General features: G+C 71.1%; 18 protein-coding genes and 2 pseudogenes. 10 read left to right on the forward strand and 10 right to left on the reverse strand.

All coding sequences use genetic code 11. The annotated features are described in order from the left end of the window. Positions 1-197: 197 nt before the first annotated feature. The 4 genes and pseudogenes from ASG59_RS11870 to ASG59_RS11885 all read left to right on the forward strand — a co-directional run. A pseudogene (locus tag ASG59_RS11870) lies at positions 198-734 on the forward strand (cytochrome c family protein); the annotation flags it as partial. 223 nt (positions 735-957) lie between these two features. Further along, entirely contained in the window at positions 958-2,493 is a 1,536-nt protein-coding gene (gene crtI / locus ASG59_RS11875) for a phytoene desaturase family protein (RefSeq protein WP_056409043.1), read from the forward strand. A gap of 85 nt (positions 2,494-2,578) precedes the next feature. Then, positions 2,579-3,337, forward strand: a complete 759-nt coding sequence (locus ASG59_RS11880) for a lysophospholipid acyltransferase family protein (RefSeq protein WP_082528757.1) — start codon at positions 2,579-2,581, stop codon at positions 3,335-3,337. Then, positions 3,337-4,467 (forward strand): glycosyltransferase family 2 protein, encoded by a 1,131-nt coding sequence (locus ASG59_RS11885; protein WP_056409047.1) that lies wholly within the window; start codon positions 3,337-3,339, stop codon positions 4,465-4,467. The genes ASG59_RS11880 and ASG59_RS11885 overlap by 1 nt, the downstream gene beginning before the upstream one ends. Here the strand turns inward: ASG59_RS11885 and cutA are convergent. Beyond that, complete coding sequence (cutA, locus tag ASG59_RS11890; RefSeq protein WP_055888434.1) at positions 4,446-4,790, reverse strand: divalent-cation tolerance protein CutA; 345 nt, start codon at positions 4,788-4,790, stop codon at positions 4,446-4,448. The two genes, ASG59_RS11885 and cutA, sit on opposite strands and share 22 nt — an antisense overlap. 84 nt (positions 4,791-4,874) lie before the next feature. Between cutA and ASG59_RS11895 the strand changes: the two genes are divergently transcribed. Continuing rightward, on the forward strand, positions 4,875-5,651 hold the full coding sequence (locus ASG59_RS11895; protein WP_055888432.1) for an NAD kinase: 777 nt from the start codon (positions 4,875-4,877) through the stop codon (positions 5,649-5,651). Between the two features lie 19 nt (positions 5,652-5,670). Here ASG59_RS11895 and ASG59_RS11900 read toward each other — a convergent pair whose 3' ends face one another. Both ASG59_RS11900 and ASG59_RS11905 read right to left on the reverse strand, forming a co-directional pair. Beyond that, on the reverse strand, positions 5,671-7,107 hold the full coding sequence (locus ASG59_RS11900; RefSeq protein WP_056409049.1) for a DUF2336 domain-containing protein: 1,437 nt from the start codon (positions 7,105-7,107) through the stop codon (positions 5,671-5,673). After that, positions 7,104-8,186, reverse strand: coding sequence for a lytic transglycosylase (locus ASG59_RS11905; RefSeq protein ID WP_056409050.1), 1,083 nt, complete (start codon positions 8,184-8,186; stop codon positions 7,104-7,106). The genes ASG59_RS11900 and ASG59_RS11905 overlap by 4 nt, the downstream gene beginning before the upstream one ends. 173 nt (positions 8,187-8,359) lie before the next feature. Here ASG59_RS11905 and ASG59_RS11910 point away from each other — a divergent pair, with 173 nt between their 5' ends. Beyond that, entirely contained in the window at positions 8,360-8,956 is a 597-nt protein-coding gene (locus ASG59_RS11910) for an aldolase/citrate lyase family protein (RefSeq protein ID WP_082528740.1), read from the forward strand. Here ASG59_RS11910 and ASG59_RS11915 read toward each other — a convergent pair. Both ASG59_RS11915 and ASG59_RS11920 read right to left on the reverse strand, forming a co-directional pair. Beyond that, positions 8,928-9,539: a flavin reductase family protein gene (locus ASG59_RS11915; RefSeq protein WP_055888424.1), complete on the reverse strand. Its 612-nt coding sequence runs from the start codon at positions 9,537-9,539 to the stop codon at positions 8,928-8,930. The genes ASG59_RS11910 and ASG59_RS11915 overlap by 29 nt on opposite strands. A 99-nt stretch (positions 9,540-9,638) precedes the next feature. Beyond that, the gene (locus ASG59_RS11920) at positions 9,639-10,202 is read right to left on the reverse strand and encodes a nitroreductase (RefSeq protein ID WP_055888418.1); all 564 of its coding nucleotides are present in this window, start codon (positions 10,200-10,202) and stop codon (positions 9,639-9,641) included. Between the two features lie 308 nt (positions 10,203-10,510). Between ASG59_RS11920 and ASG59_RS11925 the strand changes: the two genes are divergently transcribed. Beyond that, positions 10,511-11,386: a hypothetical protein gene (locus ASG59_RS11925; protein WP_244472457.1), complete on the forward strand. Its 876-nt coding sequence runs from the start codon at positions 10,511-10,513 to the stop codon at positions 11,384-11,386. A 6-nt stretch (positions 11,387-11,392) separates the two neighbouring features. Here the strand turns inward: ASG59_RS11925 and ASG59_RS11930 are convergent, their stop codons facing one another. The 3 genes from ASG59_RS11930 to thrS form a co-directional block, all read right to left on the reverse strand. Beyond that, complete coding sequence (locus ASG59_RS11930; RefSeq protein ID WP_055888416.1) at positions 11,393-11,671, reverse strand: virulence factor; 279 nt, start codon at positions 11,669-11,671, stop codon at positions 11,393-11,395. Continuing rightward, positions 11,671-11,883 (reverse strand): DUF5397 family protein, encoded by a 213-nt coding sequence (locus ASG59_RS11935; RefSeq protein ID WP_055888540.1) that lies wholly within the window; start codon positions 11,881-11,883, stop codon positions 11,671-11,673. Before ASG59_RS11935 ends, ASG59_RS11930 begins: the two co-directional genes overlap by 1 nt. Before the next feature lie 67 nt (positions 11,884-11,950). Further along, the gene (thrS, locus tag ASG59_RS11940) at positions 11,951-13,978 is read right to left on the reverse strand and encodes a threonine--tRNA ligase (RefSeq protein ID WP_056409055.1); all 2,028 of its coding nucleotides are present in this window, start codon (positions 13,976-13,978) and stop codon (positions 11,951-11,953) included. A gap of 124 nt (positions 13,979-14,102) precedes the next feature. On the opposite strand from thrS, the pseudogene ASG59_RS11945 reads away from it, so the two are divergent. Beyond that, positions 14,103-14,378, forward strand: a pseudogene (locus tag ASG59_RS11945) (2-hydroxycarboxylate transporter family protein); the annotation flags it as partial. 85 nt (positions 14,379-14,463) lie between these two features. Here the strand turns inward: ASG59_RS11945 and yidD are convergent. Further along, the gene (gene yidD, locus ASG59_RS11950) at positions 14,464-14,790 is read right to left on the reverse strand and encodes a membrane protein insertion efficiency factor YidD (RefSeq protein WP_056409058.1); all 327 of its coding nucleotides are present in this window, start codon (positions 14,788-14,790) and stop codon (positions 14,464-14,466) included. A gap of 66 nt (positions 14,791-14,856) precedes the next feature. After that, positions 14,857-15,303: an iron-sulfur cluster assembly scaffold protein gene (locus tag ASG59_RS11955; protein ID WP_056286256.1), complete on the reverse strand. Its 447-nt coding sequence runs from the start codon at positions 15,301-15,303 to the stop codon at positions 14,857-14,859. A gap of 248 nt (positions 15,304-15,551) precedes the next feature. On the opposite strand from ASG59_RS11955, the gene folE reads away from it, so the two are divergent. Together folE and hisI are read left to right on the forward strand one after the other, a co-directional pair. Next, positions 15,552-16,349: a GTP cyclohydrolase I FolE gene (folE, locus tag ASG59_RS11960; protein ID WP_055888406.1), complete on the forward strand. Its 798-nt coding sequence runs from the start codon at positions 15,552-15,554 to the stop codon at positions 16,347-16,349. 19 nt (positions 16,350-16,368) lie between these two features. Beyond that, complete coding sequence (gene hisI, locus ASG59_RS11965; RefSeq protein ID WP_055888404.1) at positions 16,369-16,791, forward strand: phosphoribosyl-AMP cyclohydrolase; 423 nt, start codon at positions 16,369-16,371, stop codon at positions 16,789-16,791. Positions 16,792-16,795: the final 4 nt, after the last annotated feature.

The raw sequence follows: 16,795 nt of genomic DNA on the forward strand, positions 1-16,795 counted from the left end.
ACCGCAGCGGTTTCCGGCGCTTCCTCCGTCCCGTCCCGGCAAAGCGGCGACTGCGACGCCGAGGAATTTCGATCCGGCATTGTCAAGATCGACCCCGAGCGGCTAAGCACCCTCAACCCTTTTTAAAAGTCCGGCGTGCAACGACCGCCGGACGTGCCCGCGCGCCATCGCGGCTGGTCGCACCGGAGTTGTCGAGAATGGACTCGTTCGAGCTGAACAAGGTTGCTGGCGCGGTGCTCGGCACCCTCCTGTTCGCCATGGGTTCGGGGTTCGTGGCCGAGCTGATCTACAGTTCCAAGCCCGCCGGCGGTGCGGGCTACGCCCTGCCCGAGCCCGTCGCCGCCACCGGCGCCCCTGCGGCGGCGGCCAAGGTGGAGCCGATCGCGGTCCGCCTGGCCAGCGCCAGCGCCGAGAAGGGCCAGGCCGGCAGCAAGGCCTGCCAGGCCTGCCACAGCTTCGACAAGGCCAGCGCCAACAAGGTCGGCCCCGGCCTTTGGGAGGTGGTCGATCGCAAGCTCGGTTCGCACGCCGGCTTCGAGTACTCGGCCGGCCTGAAGGAGAAGGGCGGCGTCTGGGACTACGCGCAGCTCGACGGCTTCCTCGAGAACCCGAAGGGGTACATCAAGGGGACTAAGATGGCCTACGCCGGCATCTCCTCGCCGCAGGAGCGGGCCAACGTCATCGCCTACCTGCGTACCCTCGCCGAGAGCCCCAAGCCGCTTCCGGCCGCCGAAGTCAAGCCCTGATCGCAAGCCCCGATCGCGCGACGGTCGGGCGGACCGGACCGGGCCGGGCCCGGCCGCCGCCGGCCGGATTTCTCCACCTCCGCGAGCGCGCGGCGCGGGACCGATGGACCCCGATGGGGCGCGACCGGGTAGCGCGTTGACCGTCCGGTGATCCGGCCTAGCTTGCATCCGGGCAGCGGTGGGTCATGCTGCCCGCGGGAGCGTCAAGAACATGGGTGTCGAGTCTTCGGTTGCCGTCATCGGCTCGGGGTTGGGCGGGTTGGCAGCGGCCTGCGTGAGTGCTGCGCGCGGCCATAAGGTCACGCTCTACGACAAGAACGATTGGCTCGGCGGCAAGGCGGCGGTGCTGCACGAGGGCGGCTTCCGCTTCGACATGGGGCCGACCATCCTCACCGTGCCGAAGGTGCTGGAGCGCATCTTCCAGGAGGCCGGGCGCGACATCACCGACTACCTCGACCTGCGCCGGCTCGACCCGCAGTGGCGCTGCTTCTTCGACGACAACACCCAGATCGACCTGATGGCCGACGTGCCGACCATGGCGGCGTCCATGGACCGCTTCGCGCCGGGCACCGGCTCCGGCGAGGGCTACAAGAAGTTTCTCGAAATCTCCGAGCATCTCCACGGCGTCTCCGAGAAGTTCTTCTTCTGGAAGCCGGTGGAAGACCTGTTCGACACCATCAACATTCGCGCCAACATGAATCCCGGCACCCTGCGGGACGTCCTGTCCCTGCGCATGGGTTCGTCGGTGGCCGGCACCATCCGGTCCAAGGTCAAGGACGAGCGCCTGGCGCAGATGCTCGACCACTTCGTGCAATACGTCGGCTCCTCGCCCTACGGTGCCCCGGCCGTCCTCTGCGCCATCGCCCACATGCAGACCGCCGAGGGCGTCTGGTATCCGATGGGCGGCACCCGCGCGGTGGCCGAGGCCCTGGCCAAGCTCGCCGGCGAACTCGGCGCGACCCTGCGCCCCGGCGACGAGGTGACCGGCCTCTCCATCGAGAACGGCGCGGTCAAGGGCGTGAAGACCGCCACCGGCGTCACGCCGTTCGACGCCGTGATCTCCAACATGGATTCGGTCCGCACCTACCGCGAGCTAGTGGGTGGCGACGTCGGCCGATCCTACGAGAAGAAGAGTTTCGAGCCGGCCTGTTCGGGCGTGGTGCTCTACCTCGGGCTGAACAAGCGCTACGAGCACCTGAACCACCACGACTTCGTCTTCTCCCGCGATCCGGAGGAGGAGTTCGACTACATCTACCACAAGGGCGAGCCGGCCCCGGACCCCACCGCCTATCTCGCGGCCCCCTCCTCCACCGACCCGAGCGTGGCGCCCGAGGGCGGCGAGGCGCTCTACGTCCTCGTCCATACGCCCTACCTGCGGCCCCATCACGACTGGAACACGATGTTCCCGGCCTACCGGCAGGTGATCCTCGACAAGCTCAAGCGCACCGCCGGCATGCCGGACCTGGAGGAGCGCATCGTGGTGGAGCGGCACCTGACGCCCCAGGACATCCACGAGCGCTACAAGGTCCTGAACGGCGCGATCTACGGTCTCGCCTCCCACGGCAAGTTCATGGGCGCGTTCAAGCCGGGCAACCGCTCGCGCCAGGTGCGCGGCCTCTATCTCGCCGGCGGCGCCGCCCATCCCGGCCCCGGCATGCCCATGGTGATGATGTCGGGCTGGATCGCGGCCGATGCCCTCGATACCGACATCCAGGGTGGCGCCAGGGCCGGCAAGAGCGCGGCATGAAGCGCATGTCCCGGGTTCGAGCGTGAGCCGGCGGCCGGCGGCGGACGATCCGGGCGCCGCGCGTTCGGCCCTCGCCTGGGCGTTCATGGTCGCCTATTTCACCCGGTTCACCCGCCGCCACCTCAACGCGGTACGGCTGGCGGACTGGGGGCGCCCGGCGATCGCCGATCACCCCGGGCCGGTGGTGGTCTACTGCAACCACCCGGCCTGGTGGGATGCGGCCGTCGTCGTCCTCCTCGCCGACCGCTTGTTCCCCGCCCGTGTCAGCTTCGCGCCGTTCGACGCCAAGATGCTCGAGCGCTACGGCATCTTCTCCCGCATCGGCGCCTTCGCGGTGGACATCGACTCGCCGCGCGGGGCGGCCCAGTTCCTGCGCGCCGCCCGCCTGCTCCTGGCGCGGCGCGACGCCATGATGTGGATCACCGCACAGGGGCGCTTTTCCGACGTCCGGGTGCGGCCCCTCGGCCTCAAGGCCGGCGTCGCCCATGTCGCCGAGATCGCCCCGGACGCCGTCCTGGTGCCGCTCGCCCTCGAATACGCGTTCTGGGAGGAGCGGGGGGGCGAGGCCTTCGCCGCCTTCGGCGCGCCGATCCTCGCCCGCGACCTCCTCGCCCTGCCCCGGGGTCAGCGCCTGCCACGCCTGGAGGCCGACCTGACCGCGACCCTCGACCGGCTGAGCGGCGACGTGATCGCCCGCGATCCCGCCCGCTTCGACGATCTCGTGGCGGGGACGAAGGGCGTCGGGGGCGTCTACGACGGCTGGCGTCGCCTGCGCGGCCTCGTCACGGGACGCCGTTTCGACCCCGCCCACCGCGCCGCCGCGCTCGGGAAACCCGCCCCGTGATGCTCGCCCTCTCGCTGGCCGCCTTCGCCCTCGCGTTGCTTCCCGCCGTCCTCGCCGCCATCAATCTCACCCTGCTGCGGACGCCCGAGCCCGACGCCGCCAGCGGCGGTCTCGTCTCGATCCTGATCCCGGCGCGCGATGAGGCGGCGACCATCGCCGGCACCGTCACCGCCGCCCTTGCCAGCACCGGCATCGCCGTCGAGGTTCTCGTCGGCGACGATCACTCCACCGACGCCACCGCCGCGATCGTGCGGGACATGGCGAACGCCGACCCGCGCCTTCGCCTCGTCGCGATCCCGGCCCTTCCCGAGGGCTGGACGGGAAAGAATCACGCCTGCGCGAAGCTCGCCGCCGAGGCCCGCGGCGACCGCCTGCTGTTCATCGATGCCGACGTGGCCCTGGCGCCGCGGGCCGCCGCCGGTCTGGCCGCCCATGCCACCCGCAGCGGCGCGGCTCTCGTCAGCGCCGTGCCGCGCCAGCGCATGGAGACGCTCGGCGAACGGCTCACCGTGCCGATGATCAACTTCCTGCTCGTCGGTTACCTGCCGATCGCGATGATGCGCGCCTCGCTGCGTCCGTCCCTCGGCGCGGCCTGCGGGCAACTGGTCCTCGTCGACCGGGCCGTCTATGCCGCCACCGGCGGCCACGGCGCCATCCGGGCGCGGCTGCACGACGGCGTCTTCCTACCGCGGCTCCTGCGCGAGGCCGGACACCGCACCGACCTCGTCGCCGGCCATGCGCTGGCGACCTGCCGGATGTACCGCAGCTTCGGGGAATCCTGGGCCGGCTTCTCGAAGAACGCCCACGAGGGGCTGGCCACCCCCCGGGCCCTGCCGGTCTGGACGCTGCTGCTCGCCGGGGGGCACATCCTCCCGTGGCTGCTGCTGGCCGCCGCCGCGGTGGGCGCCTCATCCGGTGCCGCCACCTTCGTGGCCTTCGCCGCCCTGCTGGTGTCCCTGGGCACCCGCATGGCGATCACGCTGGTCACCCGCGAGCCGGCGGCGACCATCCTGCTCCATCCGCTCGGCGTCGCCGTGGCGCTGGCGATCCAATGGAACGTGCTCCTGCGCAAGAAGCGGGCGGGCGCCGCCCTGTGGAAGGGCCGGAGCTACCCCGTCGGCGGAGCCTGAGGCTCGTCGCCCGTCTCGGCCACGATCCAGGCCATCGTGTCCGGGTCGGCCTCCAGCACGGGCAGATGCAGGACGATCGGCGTCTCGTAGGGATGGCGCGCCTTGAGCGCCGCGGCCAGGGCGGGCCCCAGGCTCTCGCGGGTCTTGAGGATCGTCACGACCTCGTTCCCGCGCTCCACCGTGCCCTTCCACGCATAGACCGAGGTCATGCCGGGCAGCACGTTGACGCAGGCGGCGAGCCTGGCCCGGACCAGTTCCTCGCCGATGGCCAGCGCCGTGCCGGCGTCGGGGAAGGTGGTGTAGACGAGGAGCGGACGCTCCATGCTAAGAGCCTTTCGTCGGACCCGCCGATACGGCGGCCCCCGATGGAGAGGTGCGGGAAGCCCCCGCGTCAAGAAGGCGGACGCATGCTGAACCCGCGGCGCTTCCACCGGCTCGCCTTCATCGCGAGCCCGACGCCGGATGCGCGCCAGGCCGCCGCGACGCTGATGCGCCGCTACGACCACGTGGCGCCCGAGGAGGCCGATGTGGTGGTGGCCCTGGGCGGCGACGGCCTGATGCTGCAGGCGCTGCACCGCTTCATGGCCGCCGGCACCCCGATCTACGGCATGAACCGCGGCACCGTCGGCTTCCTGATGAACGAATTCCGGGAGGACGGGCTGATCGAGCGGCTGGAGGCGGCGCAGGTCAGCATCATCCATCCCCTGCTGATGGAGGCGGTGGACACCGAGGGGCGGTCGCACCGGGCGCGCGCCCTCAACGAAGTCTACATGCTGCGCCAGACCCACCAGACCGCCAAGCTGACGATCGCGGTGGACGGTCATGTCCGCCTGCCCGAACTCATCGCCGACGGCGTGCTCGTGGCGACCCCGGCCGGATCGACCGCCTACAACCTCTCCGTGGGCGGGCCGATCCTGCCGCTCAACGCCCAGCTCCTGGCCCTGACCCCGATCTCGGCGTTCCGGCCCCGGCGCTGGCGCGGGGCGCTGCTGCCCGATTACGCCCGCATCCGCATCGAGGTGATCGACGCCGAGCATCGGCCGGTCTCGGCGGTGGCCGACCACACCGAGTTCCGCCGCGTCGCCACGGTGGAGACCTGGCTCGACCAGGAGACCGACCTCGTCCTCCTGCACGACCCCGACCACAGCCTCGACGAGCGTATCCTGCGCGAGCAGTTCGGGTGAACCGGCTCCGCCGGCTCAATCAAGCGGCGAGCCGCACCCGGTCGGCGCGGTAGCTCGCCACGAGGGTGTCGGGGATCGTGTCCTCGGTGGTAGCCGTGGGGGGCGTCCGCTCGACCCCTTGCGCGAATTCCCGCATCAGCGCGTCGGACAGGCCGTCGAGGATGGCGGCCACCGATCCGGGCGCGGCCACATCGGCGGCGGGGGCTGCGGTCGCCTCCAGGTCGGCGTAGTCCGGCGCCTGGGCGATCCGGGCCTGCGCGTCGCGCCATTCGGCATCGATCACCTCGGCCTCGATACGGGCCTTCTCCTCGGCCTGGGCGACCTCGCCCAGCGCCTTGGCCACGAGGCGGGCCTCGTCGCGGGCGGCTTCGGCCTCGTAGCGCGCCAGCAGCGCCACGATGCCGGACGCCTCGGCGAAGGGCATCGCCTCGCAGGCGGTGAGCGCCCGCTCGATCATCCGCCGCGACAGTGCCGCGTCCGAGATCTCGACGCGGCCGCGGCTGGCCTCCCGCCACGCCGAGAGGGCGCCGGAGAAGGCCGGCAGCAGCGCCTCCGGCAGGCCGGCGCGGCGATGGAGGGCGGTGAATCCCGCACCCGAGGAATCGAGCATCAGCCCGGCGACGCGGTTGCCGCCGAGGCCCGTGAGATCGCAAAGGGCCGCTTCCACGAAGGCCATCCGCCCCGACAGGATCGCCCGCAGGATCAGGCCGGCGTTGAGTTCGCCCTGGCGGCGCAGGTGCGTCACGAGGCGGGCGAGGTCGATGGGGTGGGCGTCGACGCTGAAGGTGAGGGTGGCGCGCTCGCGGGCCTCGCGGCTCGCGCGCTCCGAGCGCACCGGCGTCAGCCAGCCGGAATCCACCGCGAAAGCGGCGAGCGTCTCGGCGAGGCGGGCGGTGATCGCCTGGCGCACTTCGAGGGGCAGGTCCGGCCGGGCGAGCAGCGCCTCGCGCAAGGGCGCCGCGTCGCCGTGCCGGGCCACCATGCGCAGGAGGCTCCCGGTGGTGATCTCGGCCTCGTGGTTGGTCGCGAGCGCCACCAGGGACGGCACCTCCCCGAGTTCGGCCAGGGCGCCGGCCACCGCGTAGCTGAGGCGGTCGCGCGCGGCGATCGCCGAACGGACCGTCTCGCAGCCGATGGCGATGCCGTCGACGAGGTCGGCGTCGCTCAGCACCGGCGACCGCGCCAGCACCACCGCGGCGATGTCGGCCTGGTCGGAGGCCAGGGCGATGATGAGCGCGCGCGGCGCTTCGGGCGCACTGGCGCAGGCCAGCGCCAGCGCCAGCCGAACCTGGCGCGAGGGATCGTCGAGGAGCCCGATCAGGGCGGTCCTGGCGTTCCAGGTCTCCTCCGCGTCGAGGCCGCCGTAGAGGAAGGCCCTGGCGAGATGCGTCGCCGCCTCCGCCCGCCGGGCCGTCGAATCGTCTTGGGTCCAGGCGAGGAACTGGCGGATGATCATGGACCGCTCCGGGTCGTGGAGAGGAAAGGAACGAGGCTGCCCGCCTGGCGGCTCGGCGGCACGACGAATTCGGCCGGGCGCGGCGGCGGCGCCGGTGCCCCGACGAGGGCGACGGAGACGGTCGAGACCCGCGCCGTCTCGGCCTGGACCGCGGTGGCGGCCGGCGCCGCCACCGTCTCGGTGCCGGTGCCGTCCGAGCGCGGGAAGTAGCTCGGCGCGCTGCGGGTCGCCTCGATGGTGCCGCGCGCCTGCCAGAGCTTGGCGACGCCGTCCGAGACGGCGCCCTGGCGACGGTCGGTCTGGAACATCGAGCGCAGGCCGCCGCCCTCGAGGGCGGCATAGGCGGTGGAGGCGCTGGGCAGGTCGGTGATCGTGGAGGCGACCGGCCGAGCCGCCCCGGCCTGGCCCGCGGCCTGGGCGGTGCCCAGCAAGGCATAGAGTTCGGCGGCGCCGCGCGGCCGCCCGGTCCTGTCGTAGAACAGGGAGCGGTTGGCGGCCGCGGCCTCGGGCATGTCGAGGGCTGCGGCGCGGGCCGGGCTCGCCTGCGCCGTGCCGATGAGGGAGGCCGCCCCGCGCGCGCCGAGCACATGGGCGGCGTAAAGGTCGCCCGAGGTCGGCTCGCGCCCGAGGCTGGTGGTGAGGGCGTCGCGGTTGGCCTGGGTCAGGGCACCGGCCATGGTGGCGGCGATCCTGGGGTCGCGGCGCAGGTCGAGGATCGCCTGGCGGGCGGAGGCATCCGCCACCGCGAAGGTACCGTCGGCGCGCGCGGTGATGGCGTCGGCATAGGTGGCGAGGCCGAGCTTGGGTCCGGCGGTCTTCATGACCCCGAGCCAGGTCTGCTCGATGAACTGGAACAGGCCGGTGGCCGAGGAGGTCCCGGCCTTGGCCGAGGGATCGAGCCCGGATTCGCGCTTGGCGGTGGCCAGGAGATAGTCGAACCCCATCCCCGAACTCTGCGCACCCTCGCGGATGGCGTCCACCACCGCGCCGCCGCCCGTCCCGGCCGTGGCGCGCGCACCGGCGTCCCGGCCGGTGCCGGTCTCCCTGGTGGTCGCGGTGGGCGTGGTGAACAGGTACATGCGCTGTCCGGGTGAGGGCGCCGCGCCGGATGGGACGCCGCGCCGGAGGGATGGCGTCGGCCCTCCCTCGGTCGCGCGATTTTGTCTTGCCTATGGTAAAGGAAGCTTGAAGGCGGCCCCGCGCCGTTCACCCTTCCCGCAGGCCGGCGACCGCCGATGCGAGCGATTCCCTCATGCGAGCGATTCTCTTGGGCGACGCAGGCCAGGACCGGTTCGGTCCCACCGGGGTGGACTGGCCCGCCGGGGTGGATTGGCTCGCGCCGGCTCCCACGCAGGACGGCGACGGCGGGGCCCCGATCGCGACCGGTGCCGCCGGCCTCCTGCTACCGGTGCGCGACGGGCGTGACGTCGCGCGTCTCGGCGTCCGGCTGGCGGTCCATGAGGCGCGGGCCGGGCTCGGCGACGGGTCCATCCGGATCGTGGCGATGATCGCCGACGCCCGCGGCGTCCTCGGCCTGCCGAGCCTCGTCGGAGCCGGTCCGCGGCTGTCGGGCATCGCCTGGGACGCGCAGGCCCTTTGCGCCGAGATGGGGCTGCCGGCCTGTCGCGACGCGGCCGGCGGGCTCGTCGCGCCGCTCGCCCGGATCAGGGGGCTCGTGCGGATCGCGGCCGCCGCCGCCGGCATCGCGGCGATCGATACGGCCTGCCCCGACGATCCGGAGCTGGCGGGCGATGTCGCCGCCGCCCGGGCCTATGGGTTCGCGGCCAAGATCGCGGCCCGGCCCGGCCAGGTCGCGGCGATCACTGCCCCGCCCCAGGCGGACGCTTGAGTTCGAACCGGCTCTCGGGCGTGACCGTGAAGTAGTCGGTATGGCCGCCGCGCATGATCGGGCCCATGGCGGCGGTGTCGACCTGGCCGTCCCTGACGAAGGCGTCGTCGATATAGACCGACACCACCTGCCCGATCACCATGAAGTGGCTGGCCTCGCCGCCCTCCAGGGGTACCAGCGGCACGGTGCGCACCCAGCGGCACTCGATCGCCGCCGGCGATTCGGCCACCCGCGGCGGCCTCACCTTTCGCGACGGGGCCGGGGTCAGGCCCGCGAAGGCGAACTCGCTGCGGCCGCGCTCCAGCGGCGCCGAGGTGGCGTTCATGGCATCGCGCAGGGCGTAGGTGGCGAGGCTGCACACGAACTCGCCGCCCTCCTCCGCGAAGGCCAGCGCGTCCTTGCGGCCGTAGGAGGAGAACATCACCATGTCCGGGTCGCTGGCGATGGCGTTGAAGTAGGAATAGGGGGCGAGGTTGAGCGCGCCCGCCTTGTCCATGGAACTGATCCAGCCGATCGGCCGCGGCGCGACGAGGGCCTTCAACGGGTTGTGCGGCAGGGTCCGGTCGGTCGAATCGTAGTGCATGCGGGCCTCGGGGCTCCCACGGAAACAGGGACTTCGTGTCGCGACGTGAATTCTGCTGGAAGTCCGGTGGCTCGAAGTCCTTCGTTTCGGTGGGGACCCTCAGAGCCGGGTGACGATCGAAGCCGGATCCGGCCGCGGCCGGTCGCTCGGGATGTCCGTGGGGTGCCCGATGTGGACGAAGCCGGCCATCCGCTCCTGCGGCGCCAGCCCGAGCGCGTCGAGGACGCGCCGGTCGTAGGCGAACCATTCGGTGAGCCAGGCGGTGGCGAAACCGGCCGCGTTGGCCGCCACCACGAGGTTCATGGTCGCCGCCCCTGCCGAGAGCACCTGCTCCCACTCCGGGATCTTGATATGCGGCCCCGCGCGCGACACCACCGCCACGACGCAGGGGGCGTGCGACAGCCGTCTGCGTTCGAGCTCGAGGCGGCCGGCATCGGCCTGGGGATGGTCGGCGCCGTAGGCCTCGGCGATCACCTCCCCGATGCGCGCCCGCGCCTCACGCTCGATGACGATGAAGCGCCAGGGGGCGAGCTTGCCGTGGTCGGGCACCCGCGCGGCGATGGCGAGGATGGCGTCGAGCGTCTCCTCGCTCGGACCCGGTTCGGCGAGGTTCACCGGGGGCACGGAGCGGCGGGTGCGCAGCAGGTCGAGGGTGGCGGTCATCGGGGCTCTTCGCGGCTGTCGGTCGTGGGCGGCCGCTTTCGGTCCCGCCCACGGTGCGACACCCCCTATAGGCGAAGCGGCCCATCCGCCGGAATGGAGGCGGACGCGGCAAAGGGTCCGGAAATACCCCCAGAAATGCCCCAAGCGATCCATGGATGCGGACGGGCGTCCACGCCGGCATCGGCTTTCGTCACGGAGCCGCCACGGTCGCGCGGCATGGCCGGTGGATGCGGGCTTTCGGGAGGCGTGGGATGAATGCGATGCGGCTGACCTGCCGTCGATCCGGACGGTGCGGTTCGATCCTCGCCGTGATCCTCACGATCGCCGGCCCGGCCCCGGTTCGGGCCGAGGAGCCCCCGGGCCGCAACCAGGGCCTGCCGACCCCGTCCATCACCGGCGGGCAACTGCCCCTCCCCTCCACCCAGGGCGAGACCGCCTTGAGTCTCACAGCGCTTCTCGCCGGGAGCGACCGGGCCCTGCGCTCGGGCCTCACCTGGCGCATCTACGAGGATCGCAGCGATGCCGGCCGCCCCGCCATCGTCGCCCGCTCCACCGACGCCGACCCGCGCTTCTCCCTCGCGCCGGGGGCCTACGTCGCCACCGTCACCTACGGCTTCGCCAGCGCCTCCAGGCGCATCGTCGTCTCCGGCGCCGCCATGACCGAGCAGGTGCGGATCAACGCCGGTGCCCTGCGGCTCTCGGGCGCCATCGGCGACGTGCGGATCGCGCCGGCCGACCTCGCCTTCTCGATCTTCGTGCCGATCGGGGCCAATTCCGAAGGGCGCCTGGTGCGCAGCGCCGTCAAGGCCGGCGACCTGATCCGCCTGCCGGAGGGGACCTATCACGTGGTCTCCACCTACGGGGAATCGAACGCGATCCAGCGGGCCGACCTCAAGGTCGACGTCGGCAAGGTCACCGACGCCACCCTCAACCACCGTGCCGCCACGGTGACCCTCAAGCTCGTGGCGGCACCCGGCGCCGAGGCCTTCGCCGGCACCGCCTTCAGCGTGCTGACCCCGGGCGGCGACACCATCCGCGAGGCGATCGGCGCCTTCCCGGCGGTGACGCTGGCGGAGGGCGACTACGTGCTGATCGCCCGCCACGACGGTCAGGTCTACACCCGCGAGTTCAAGGTCGAGAGCGGGCTGAACCGGGATATCGAGGTTCTGGCCAAGGCGGGGTGATAGCGGTCAGGATTGCACGAGCGTCGTGAAATCTGACCATTGTTCGATCCGAAAGGCACGGATGTCGCGTACCGACCGTGGAAACCAGGGAAGCGCTTTCAATGCCGTGATCGCCGAGAAGAGGACCGCGAGATCCTCGTCGGAGCTGACGTAGAGACTTCCCTGAATCCACGCAAAACCGTAGCGATCGAGCGTAGAACGGATATCGGCGTAGGCCTGCGGGACACCTTTGGGGTGATGGGCTTGGGTGTCGGCGACGACCAGATCGAAGGCGATGGCGAACATCAGCCTTCGATCGGATCGTCGAGGAGGTCCTTCAGGCGGTAGTCGACCTCTTCGTTCGTCTCGACGACCCGAACCCGCATGGCTGGATCACCCGCGGACGATGTCGTTCCGACACCGACGATTTCATAGACCGGGCCGATCTCCCCGAACCGGCGCCATGTGCCGATCAGGCTCTGCGGGGACGGGCGTGATTCGATGGCGGCTTGGCTCATGTCCCGAAGGTACCAAACGCGGCCCTGAAAGACGACATCGAACAGGGGCACACGTCCAAACGTCGGCTCACGGCGCCGGAGCCACCGCATGCCGCCCGTCGAGCGTCAGGTCCTCGCTCGGCACGCTCTCGGCGACGGCATTTGCCCGCCTGCGATCCGGCGAGGTCGCCTCCGCCACGAGGTCGGCCAGCGCCTGGTCGAGGCCCACGGTCCGGGTCTGCTGGCTGCCCATGCGGCGGATCGAGACGGTGCGCTCCTCGCCCTCCTTGCGGCCCACCACCAGCATCACCGGCACCTTGGCCAGCGAATGCTCGCGGACCTTGTAGTTGATCTTCTCGTTGCGCAGGTCCGCCTCCACCCGCATCCCCGCCCGGTCGAGGGCGGCGACGACCTCGCGGGCGTAGGGGTCGGCGTCCTGGGTGATCGTGGCCACCACCACCTGGACCGGGGCGAGCCACAGCGGGAAATGCCCGGCGAAATGCTCGATCAGGATGCCGGTGAACCGCTCCAGCGACCCGCAGATGGCGCGGTGGACCATGACGGGCGCCGTCTTCTGGCTCTCGGCGTCGACGTAGAAGGCGCCGAACCGTTCGGGCAGGTTGAAGTCCACCTGCGTCGTGCCGCACTGCCAGTCGCGGCCGATGGCGTCGCGCAGGACGTATTCGAACTTCGGCCCGTAGAAGGCGCCCTCGCCCGGGTTGACCGACGTCTTGATCCGCCCGCCCGACTGCTCCTCGATCTGCGCCAGGACGCGGGTCATTACCTCCTCGGCGTGGTCCCACAGGGCGTCCGACCCGACCCGCTTCTCCGGGCGCGTGGAGAGTTTCACGACGATGTCGCCGAAGCCGAAGTCGGCGTAGGTGGACAGGATTAGGTCGTTGATCGCCAGGCACTCGGCGGCGAGCTGGTCCTCGGTGCAGAAGATGTGCGCGTCGTCCTGGGTAAAGCCGCGCACCCGCATCAGGCCGTGCATGGCGCCGGACGCCTCGTAGCGGTGGACGACCCCGAACTCCGCCATGCGCAAGGGAAGGTCGCGGTAGGACTTCAGGCCGTGCTTGAAGATCATCACGTGGCCGGGGCAGTTCATCGGCTTCAGGGCGAACCAGCGCTTGTCCTCGGCCTCGTCCCCGGCGGATTGGGCCGCGAACATGTTCTCCCGGTACCAGTCCCAGTGGCCGGAGGTCTCCCACAGCGACTTGTCGAGGATCTGCGGGGCGTTGACCTCGGCGTAGTCGCCCTTCAGGCGCCGGCGCATGTAGGCGATGAGCTCCTGGAACACGGTCCAGCCCTTGGCGTGCCAGAACACGACGCCCGGCCCTTCCTCCTGGAAGTGGAACAGGTCCATCTCGCGGCCCAGGCGCCGGTGGTCGCGGCGCTCGGCCTCCTCGAGCCGATGCAGGTAGGCGTCGAGGTCCTCCTTGGTGGCCCAGGCGGTGCCGTAGATGCGCGTCAGCATCGGGTTGTTGGAATCGCCCCGCCAGTAGGCGCCGGCGACCTTCATGAGCTTGAAGGCGGTGCCGACCTTGCCCGTGGAGGTCATGTGCGGGCCGCGGCACAGGTCGAACCACTCGCCCTGGCGGTAGATCTTGAGGTCGTCGCCGGGGGGGATCGCGTCGACGAGTTCGACCTTGTAGGCCTCGCCCTTCTCCGAGAACAGGTCGCGCACGTCCTCCCGCGTCCAGATCTCCTTCGTGAACGGCGCGTCGCGCGCGATGATCTCGCGCATCTTGGCCTCGATCTTGGGAAAGTCCTCCGGCGTGAACGGCTCGGGGCGCGAAAAGTCGTAGTAGAAACCGTTCTCGATCACCGGGCCGATGGTCACCTGCGTGTCCGGCCACAGGGCCTGCACGGCCTCGGCGAGCACGTGGGCGCAGTCGTGACGGATCAGCTCCAGGCTGCGCGGGTCGGCGCGGTCGAGGAACTCGATGCGCGCGTCGCGGTCGATGGGGTCGGCGAGGTCGCAGACCCTGCCGTCCAGCGCCATGGCGACGGTGCGCTTGGCCAGGCTCTTGGCGATGCCCTCGACCACGCTGCGCCCGGTGGTGCCGGCCTCGACGTCGCGCGTATTGCCGTCGGGGAATGTCAGGATGGGCATCGGTCAGGTCTCCTGTCGCTCACTCCTGCGAACGAGGCAGGTAAGCGGAATTTTTCGGCGGTCCCGCCAAGGGGGCGGGCCGTGCCCTTTAGACCGAAACCGGGCGGGACGAAATCACGGTGCCGCCGCCTTCACCCTCCCCAACGTGGTCACCATCGTCGCCACCGTGGCGACGCTGATGGCGACGGGCTTCTTCGTGGGGCGTCGCCTCGGGATGTATCCCATCGAGGCGGCGATCGTGAACGCCTGCCACAGCGGCCAGGGCGGCACCGGCGACGTCGCCATCCTCACCGCCGCCGACCGCATGGCGCTGATGCCCTTCGCCCAGATCGCCACGCGGATCGGGGGCGCGCTCACGGTGACCGGGGCGCTGGTCGCGTTGAGGGCATTCGGGGGGTGAGGGTTTGTGACGGGCAGGACGGTACTGCTCGTCAGATCAGCGAAGTGAACCATCCGACTGTACTTCGCTGTAGGGGACAAGCACGCTAACGGCCGTCGCCGTCCTTCGCCACCACGTCTCCGGCCGATGGAGGCGGCGCCAGCACCCCGCGCCAGCGGCCATAGGCCCACGGCCGGTACCATGCGGCACGGCCCGGCAGGGTCTCCGGCACCAGGTCGATGCCGTGCGTCCCGAACGGCCCGCACCGGCAGATCCGTGAAAACCCGATCCAGCCGCCGGCCCAGAGCCCGTGTCGCTGGATCGCTTCGTCGGTGTAGGTGGAGCACGTCGGCCAATGGCGGCACTGGCGGCCGACGAGGCTCGACAGGGTGAGCTGGTAGCCCCGGATCGCCCAATGCGCAGCGCGGCGCATCGCTATCTCCTTGGTGTTTCACGATGATATCGGAAAACCGGATTCCCCTTCATTCCGCATCGTGCTCTATTCGGCGGCCTGGCGGCGGGCCTCCACCCGGTCGAGCGCATCGACCACGGCGTCGAAGGTCAGCAACGTCGAGGCGTGGCGGGCCTTGAAGTCGCGCACCGGCTCGAGGACGGCCAGATCCGCCCAGGCGCCCTCGGGCGCCGGGCCGTTCTCCTTGAGCATCCGCCGCATGGCGGTGCGGACCTCGCGCAGGGCCTCGGCCCGTTCGCCGACCACGTGGCGGGCCATGATCGAGGCCGAGGCCTGGCCCAGCGCGCAGGCCTTCACGTCGTGGGCGAAATCGGTGACGACGCCGTCGGCATCGACGGCGAGGTCGACGGTCACCGTCGAGCCGCACAGCTTCGAATGGGCGGTGGCGCTGGCGTCGGGCGCATCGAGCCGCCCGAGCCGGGGGATGTCGGCGGCGAGTTCGAGGATGCGGCGGTTGTAGATGTCGTCGAGCATGGCCTCGAACCCGTGTCCTGGCGGCGGAGCGCCCCGTCGTCGCGCCGGCCCGGTGCCGGGCGAGGCCGTATCTGCACCGACCGCATTGCGCGATCCGCCGAGAACGTCGATATAGTCGAGGGCGTGCCGTTTCGCGAGGATGCGGTTCGCCGATCCAGTGTCGCGCTCAACGCCATGAACCACCGCACCGTTCGGGCGTCGGCCGACCGCGAGACCGGTCGGGATAGTTCGACCGAGATGACCCGCCGATGTACGCAAAGCCCGACGCCACACCGATGACGTCCCGCATCGCGCGGGCGGGAGATGCCATGGATGCCGCGCTCAAGTCTCTCTCGTATCGCCTGAGCGAGACGCAGGGCGCCCCCGCTCCCGCCACCAACGGCCACGACCGGCGCAACGACAACGCGCCCGCCCCCGTCGAGGTGGCCCCGCTGCCGGCTTCGGCCGAGCGCGTCCCCCCCGAGATCGCCATGGTACGGCCGAGCCGCGAGGAGGCCGAGGCGGCGGTGCGGGTGCTGTTGCGCTGGGCCGGCGACGACCCGACCCGCGAGGGCCTGCTAGACACGCCGGCGCGCGTGGCGAAGGCCTACGAGCAGATCTTCTCCGGTTACCGCCAGGACGCGGAAGTGCTGCTCGAGCGGGTGTTCGAGGAGGTCGAGGGCTATTCCGACATCGTGCTCGTGCGCGACATCCCGTTCTACTCCCATTGCGAGCACCACATGGTGCCGTTCATGGGGCTGGCCCACGTCGCCTACTACCCGAGCAAGGGCGTGGTCGGCCTCTCCAAGCTCGCCCGCGTCGTCGACACCTTCGCCAAGCGCCTGCAGACGCAGGAGACCATGACCGCCCAGATCGCCGACGTGATCGAGAGCATCCTCAAGCCCCGCGGCATCGCCATCATGGTGGAGGCCGAGCACCTGTGCATGGCCATGCGTGGCGTCCAGAAGGCGGGCGTCTCCACCATCACCACCCAGTTCCGCGGCCTGTTCAAGGGCGATGCCAACGAGCAGGTCCGCTTCCTGACCCTCGTGCGCAACAAGTCCTGAGGCGGCACCGGCCGAAGCGATGACCGTGTCCGACAGCGGCTTTTCCGCCCCCGGTTCGCGCACCGAGATCGAGGAAGGCGCGGCCTTCACGCCGCGCTTCGACGCGCAGGGCCTGATCGCCTGCATCGCCGTGGATGCCGGCGACGGCCGCGTGCTGATGATGGCGCATATGAACGCCGAGTCCCTCGCCCTCACCCTGAAGACCGGGCAGGCCTGGTACTGGTCGCGCTCGCGCGGCGAACTCTGGCACAAGGGTGCCACCAGCGGCCAGGTCCAGACGGTGGTGTCGATGCGGGTCGATTGCGACCAAGACACCCTCCTGATCACGGTGAATGTCGGGGGCGACGGCGGTTGCTGCCACACCGGGCGGCGCGACTGCTTCTACCGGACGGTTTCGGTCGATCCCAGGACCGGGCTCGCGAGCCTCGAGACCGCGCGGTGAGCTG

The organism is Methylobacterium sp. Leaf466 (assembly GCF_001425565.1).
Classification (GTDB): Bacteria; Pseudomonadota; Alphaproteobacteria; order Rhizobiales; family Beijerinckiaceae; genus Methylobacterium.